Raw genomic sequence first — 4,707 nt, forward strand, 5'->3', positions numbered from 1 at the left:
AACTATCTGAAGGCATAAAATTTTTAATGCAAAGTTCAATCATTTTTAGTTACTCCACAACTTTTGGTGTTGATCCACAACTTCTCAATGGCAAATGTCTTCAAAAACAACATATACCTATAATGGAAATAACAAAGCTTTAGTTGAGATTTATCAAAGTTATGATACAAATACAAATACGGTTTCGAGCCAATATAAAACAACGTATTCTTATAATTCTAACGGAGATGTTATTCAGCTTATAGACCAAGATTGGAATGGAACAGCATGGGTGAATTCCTATAAATTTGATATAACCTATTCAAACAATAGAATTAGTTCTGGTTTAGCTTATGAGTGGAATGGAAGTGCTTGGGCTTTCGATGAAGATTCTTCTAACATTACTATAAATTACAACTCAAACGGAACGGTTAGTGCTATAGTTTCTGATAGTTGGGATGGTTTTAAATGGGTTACTTCAGACAGAACAATCAACTCTTTTGATGCGAATAATAATTTAATTTTACAAGAAGATCAAGTATGGGACGGCTCAACTTGGACTACAGATTACAAAGAAGAGAACACTTATGATGGTAATGGAAATGCAATTACAGAAAAAGAGTCTTATTTAGATAATGGCGCTTTTGTGATTACAAACAACGAAACGAATACTTTTGATACTTCTAAATTAATGGCAAGCTTTGCGCATCCTTTTAAAGATAAAACGGGTCTAGAATTTATAGTTTCTGGAAACGGCATTGTAAATAAAATTTTAACCAAAACAGGAGAAAATACAAGAACAACCTATAACTATGTTGAAACAACTGCAAGTACAAGTAATTTTAATTTGTTAGATTTTGTGGTTTACCCAAACCCAACAACTTCTATTTTAAAGGTTGATGATAGTAGTTTTTCTTTAAAAAACATTGAGGTTTATAATATTATAGGAAAAAAAATAATGATTTCTAATAAAAATGAATTGAATTTAGAAAATCTGGTAAATGGTATTTACTTATTGAAAATTCAGTCAGAAAATGGGAATGTTGCTACGAGAAGAGTTGTAAAAAATTAAATTCCCCCAAGTTCGAAAGTATTTCTGAGAACTGAAAACTCAGAAATACTTTTATTTTAAAAGTTTGTAAGATTGTTTTGCAATCTCAATCTCTTCATTTGTTGGAATTACCAAAATTTTCACTTTAGAGGCAGCTGTTTGAATTTCTCTAATTTCTGCAGAACGCACATTATTTTTACTTTTAGATAGTTCAATTCCTAGAAAGTCTAAATTTTCACAAGCTAGTTGCCTCATAATTGTAGAATTTTCTCCTATTCCTGCAGTAAAAACAATAGCATCTAATCCGTTTAAAATAGCGGTATAACTTCCAATATATTTTTTAATTCTATAGCCAGCTAATGCCAACGCATTTTTACAATCTTTGTTGCCATTTGCTGCTTTTTCTGAAATTTCTCTTAAATCAGAAAAGCCCGTCAAACCTAGCATTCCAGATTTTTTTTGTAACAAATCATTAACGTCTTCCGCAGATTTATTTAGTTTTTTCATTAAAAAGAAAATAACAGATTGATCGATATCTCCAGCGCGAGTTCCCATAATTAAACCGTTCGTAGGGCCAAAACCTAAAGAATTTTCAATGCTTTTTCCATTTTTGATGGCAGACATGCTACAGCCATTTCCTAAATGAATTGTTATGATCTTCTTTGATGCTATTGCGCCTAAATATTCAATTGCTTTTTCAGAAACATATTTATGGCTGGTTCCGTGAAAACCATACGCACGTATTTGGTGTTTTTCTAAATACTCATTCGGAATTGCACATTGATAGGCCTCTTTTGGCATTGTCTGATGAAAAGAAGTATCAAAAATTGCAATTTGTTTTGCTTTTGTAAAAATGGTTTCAGCAATTTCTATTCCTATTAAATTCGCAGGATTGTGCAATGGTGCTAAATCAAATAATTCGCGAATATTGTCTTTTACTTCTTCTGTGACCACAACTGTTTTACTAAACTTACTTCCGCCATGAACCACTCTATGTCCCACGGCTTCAATTTCATCCACAGAATTTAATACTCCAATTTTCTTGTCTAATAATATATGTGCAATTTTTTTCAAACCCGCCTTATGACTTAAGATGGGTAAAACTTCCGCATATTTTTTATCATTTATTTCATGGTTAAAGATGGCATCATTCATTCCTATTCTTTCTACCAAGCCCACACATTTTACATGTTGTGAAGGCATTTCTATTACTTGATATTTTAATGAAGAAGAGCCTGCGTTTAAGACTAGAATATTCATAGGCATGATTGGTTTGCTTGTATTGCCGTTAACAAAACGGTATTAAAAATATCATCTACAGTACACCCTCTGCTCAAATCGTTTACAGGTTTGTTTAAACCTTGCAACATTGGTCCAATTGCCAATGCGCCTGTTTCTCTTTGTATGGCTTTGTATGTATTGTTACCAGTATTTAGATCCGGGAAAATTAATACAGAAGCTTGCCCAGCAACTTCAGAATTTGGCATTTTTGTTTTTGCAACAGACATGTCTACAGCTGCATCGTATTGTATAGGACCTTCAATTTTTAAATTTGGTCTCTTTGCTTTTGCAATTTCTGTAGCTTTTCTTACTTTTTCTACTTCTTCACCTTTACCCGAGCTTCCTGAGGAATAGGATAACATGGCAACTTTTGCTTCAATACCAAAAGCTTCTGCAGATTCGGCAGAAGAAATGGCAATTTCTGAGAGTTGTTCTGCATTCGGATTTGGATTTACAGCACAATCTCCCATCACAGAAACTCTGTCTGACAAACACATAAAAAATACCGATGAAACTACAGAAACACCCGGTTTTGTTTTGATTAATTGCAGGGCAGGTTTTATGGTATGCATGGTGGTATGAATTGCTCCAGAAACCATACCATCTGCCAAACCATTTAAAATCATTAAAGTTCCGTAATAAGAAACATCATGTACCAAATCTTTTGCAGTGGTTTCAGACATGCCTTTGTGTTTTCTGGCTTCAAAAAGCGTTGTGGCAAAATCTTTTGTATGGATAGAATCTTCTGGATTTAGAATGTTTATTTGATCTAAATCTATCTGAATTCCAATTTGATCGCATTTTAGTTGTATCGTGTTTCTATTTCCAAGCAACGTTAAATCGACAATATCTAATAATTGCAAACGTGCTGCTGCTCTTAAAATTCTTTCTTCTTCTCCTTCAGGCAATACAATATGTTTCTTCTGAATTCTTGCTTTTTGCAATAAATTATATTGAAACATACTTGGTGTTAATTTATCTGATTGATAGGAAGTTAAAATATTTGTCAAACCTTCTGCATTTACAAATTTGTCAAAAGTGTCTAGAGAGAGTAATATTTTTTTATTGTGAGTGGAATAAATTTTAGATTTTACGGCACCAATTTTATTTGAAATACCAAAAGTTCCTCCATCCACAGAAATAATTGGTACTGTAGATTGTACGCCTTCTATTAATTTTAAGATAGATTCTTCAGGAATTAGCCTTCCTGTTAAGATAATTCCTGCAATTTTTGGATAATTTTTAGAAGCATTTGCCTGTAATGCTCCTAAAATAATATCGGCTCTGTCTCCAGGAGTAATTACCAGTGCATTTTCTTTAATTCGAGTTAGGTAATTTCTGAGTTGCATTGCGCCCGTACTATAGCTACCAATAGCATTTTCTAAAAATTGTTCTCCGAATAAAATTCGTCCATTTAGCTTTTTTACAACTTCTTTTACCGTAGGAAAAGCTAAGAAATCTATTTTTGGAATGATGTCTATTTGTAATTTTTCTGGAAAACTTTTTAGGAGTTCTTGCCGAATATAATCTACTTCATCTTCTTCAATTTTATTGGCAATAATACCAATAACGTCTACTTCTTTTTGAACAAAAGAATTGTAGGAAAGTTGCATTGTATTGATGAAATCTTTCTTTTTCTTTCCGTTTCCAGAGCCAACAATTAGAGCAGGAATGTTTAAGTTTTTAGCAATCATTAGATTTACATCTAACTCTGTAAAACCACCATTACCAGAAAAATCAGTACCTTCTACTAATACATAATCGTAGTTTGCTTCTAGCTTTTTATATTTTTTGATGACGTTATGAATCACTTCATCCTCTTTTCCTTCGCTTAATAGTTCTACAACTTCACTTTGATTGTAAGCAAAACAGTCTTGATAATCAATATTTAAGTTAAAGAAATTGATAGCGGTGTTTGTATGTTCATCAAAACCATCATCGTCAATTTCATTAATAATGGGTCTAAAATAACCTACTTTTGTAGATCTTGTTAACATCATTCTTAAGATTCCTAAGGATATTAAAGATTTACCACTGTCAGATTCTACAGTGGCAATATATATGGCTTTACTCATTTTTTTTAAATTGTAGTGCAAAAATAAGGCATAAAAAAATGACGAGTTGTGATATTAGTCATTAATTATTCTTAAAATTAGGTTAGTTTATAAAATGTGGGATGCTTCCTGCATGACAAAAACTAGGTGGAAAATGTTTCGTATACAACTTATGCATTTAGTTTATCACTGTGGTAGAGTCTTTTCCATAGTTGTGTGGGATGCTTCCAGGATCACAAACTTGTTGCTAACAATATTTACTCTAAGTTTGTCACTCTGGAAGAGTCACGCACATCTTTACTCAAAATAATGATTCAAAAATTTCATTTCAGGATTTTCATC

Annotated in this window: 3 protein-coding genes; 1 reads left to right on the top strand and 2 read right to left on the bottom strand. The window is 32.2% G+C overall.

Translation table 11 applies throughout. The features are described 5' to 3' along the window. Nucleotides 1-94 precede the first annotated feature (94 nt). On the top strand, nt 95-1,051 hold the full coding sequence (locus tag Q0998_RS19080; RefSeq protein ID WP_299672989.1) for a T9SS type A sorting domain-containing protein: 957 nt from the start codon (nt 95-97) through the stop codon (nt 1,049-1,051). Nucleotides 1,052-1,102: 51 nt separating this feature from the next. Here Q0998_RS19080 and Q0998_RS19085 read toward each other — a convergent pair whose 3' ends face one another. Both Q0998_RS19085 and pta read right to left on the bottom strand, forming a co-directional pair. After that, complete coding sequence (locus Q0998_RS19085; protein ID WP_299672992.1) at nt 1,103-2,290, bottom strand: acetate kinase; 1,188 nt, start codon at nt 2,288-2,290, stop codon at nt 1,103-1,105. Then, nucleotides 2,287-4,386, bottom strand: coding sequence for a phosphate acetyltransferase (gene pta / locus Q0998_RS19090; RefSeq protein ID WP_299672995.1), 2,100 nt, complete (start codon nt 4,384-4,386; stop codon nt 2,287-2,289). The genes Q0998_RS19085 and pta overlap by 4 nt, the downstream gene beginning before the upstream one ends. Nucleotides 4,387-4,707 lie beyond the last annotated feature (321 nt).

This window comes from uncultured Polaribacter sp. (genome assembly GCF_947501385.1).
Classification (GTDB): Bacteria; Bacteroidota; Bacteroidia; order Flavobacteriales; family Flavobacteriaceae; genus Polaribacter.